Source organism: Bacillus sp. CZDM1 (assembly GCF_055502545.1).
This window is the reverse complement of sequence record NZ_JBUESO010000037.1, coordinates 1-1,497: the sequence shown is the minus strand read 5'-3', so window position 1 is coordinate 1,497 and position 1,497 is coordinate 1. Positions and strand designations below refer to the sequence as shown.

1 protein-coding gene is annotated in these 1,497 nt (G+C 41.4%); it reads right to left on the bottom strand.

The genetic code is table 11. The features are described 5' to 3' along the window. Positions 1-89: 89 nt before the first annotated feature. On the bottom strand, positions 90-1,337 hold the full coding sequence (locus ACY3XC_RS28645; RefSeq protein WP_464871567.1) for an IS4 family transposase: 1,248 nt from the start codon (positions 1,335-1,337) through the stop codon (positions 90-92). Positions 1,338-1,497: the final 160 nt, after the last annotated feature.

Genomic DNA, 1,497 nt, shown 5'->3' with positions numbered 1-1,497 from the left:
TAAGTATAATTTTTCCATACTGATTTCTTGACTCTGAGCCAAAAAGTCAAGGGGTTTGTAATCGAACCCAGTTATCCAAAAATTGGATATTATTTTCTTGGTTTCTTATATTTTGCCATCGAGCTAGTACTTACCCCCACTGGTTTTACAATGGCTACACCTGCATCATGAAGTTCAATTTCATTTGGTGGGTGTTGCCTCTTTTGTCTTCCCTTCGATGTTTTTTCTGGTAAACGGTGTAACTCATGGAGAAAACTTTTCCATGTCCTTTCGGCATGGATGCGGAGAAGGATGAGTACTCTCCAGGTGGTCTTCTTAGTTTTCTCAACTAACCTAACATATAAAGTGACACAGTACGCCGTCAAAGCAAAAAAAATCTGATTCCAAATTCCTTGGGGTTGGGTACTTTGTAGTTTAACTAGACGTAGATGTTGTTTCATCCACTTGAAAAACAGTTCAATGATCCAACGGTGCCGGTACAATTCGGTTACTTCTTCGGCTTTCAAATCCCAACGATTGGTTACGACACGGTATTCTTTCCCCTCTTCATCCGTGAATTCAACAAGACGAAGGGGCTGTTCCATGGATCTGAATTTACTCCCCATGACGACTAAGGCATCTAGCTTAACCCTACTGCCATCGGGAATTTCATAGGATTTTATAATGTTCGCCTTATGCCCAGCCTGGATACGCATGGCGAATGGAATCCGGTTTCCCACCCAATGGTCCATTTTTTTGTAATCCACATAGCCACGGTCCATCACATGGGTCGCATGAGGATCTATAACGAGCTCAAGCATGACTTCACGATCATCCACATTACCCGTAGAAGGAATGACCATGTCGGGATAAGCTGTGCCGGGATCTGTTACCACAATCCGAGTATGTAGCTTTACGCAATTACTATGCTTTGTAAAATACGTCCATTTTCCTAATGTAGGTCCAAGAAGCAGAGAAGAAGAATCTACGAGATGAAGACGACCCAAAGAAGGGATCCCTTTTCTGTTACTCGTCAGCTTATTCAATTGGGTAACAGCGGCAAGAAATAACTGCCGTGGTAGGATTGAAGGTAAAGTATTGACTCGACGACATATTTGAGAAGCACTAATACTGGTGAGGCCAAACAGTTCCTCTGTACCGTCCATTGCACGAATACGTTCTTCTGTTTCCACGTAGGATTTCCAATTTCCCAATTGCATGGTGACACAAATCCTCATTAAGTTAGCGGTGGTCAGTTTTTTTACTCCGTTGTCTAAGGACGAACACTTAAATGTTTCAAACGGTAAGAAAGATAGGCATTTACTAAATACGGTCTGATTTGATATGATGTTATCCATGAAAGTCTCCTTTAGTAGCAGTCACGGATAACGTGGGTTCAGCTTCTACTTTAGGAGACTTTTGTGCTTTCGTCCATAAAATAGCCCCCTATTATTTCAATTAATAGGAGGTAATAAATTTATTTTTTTGCCTGTGGATACATATGCAATGCTAGTGGAG

Coding starts and splice junctions, on each gene's coding strand:
- ACY3XC_RS28645 (WP_464871567.1), bottom strand. CDS start 1,337: ATGGATAACATCATATCAAATCAGACCGTATTTAGTAAATGCCTATCT.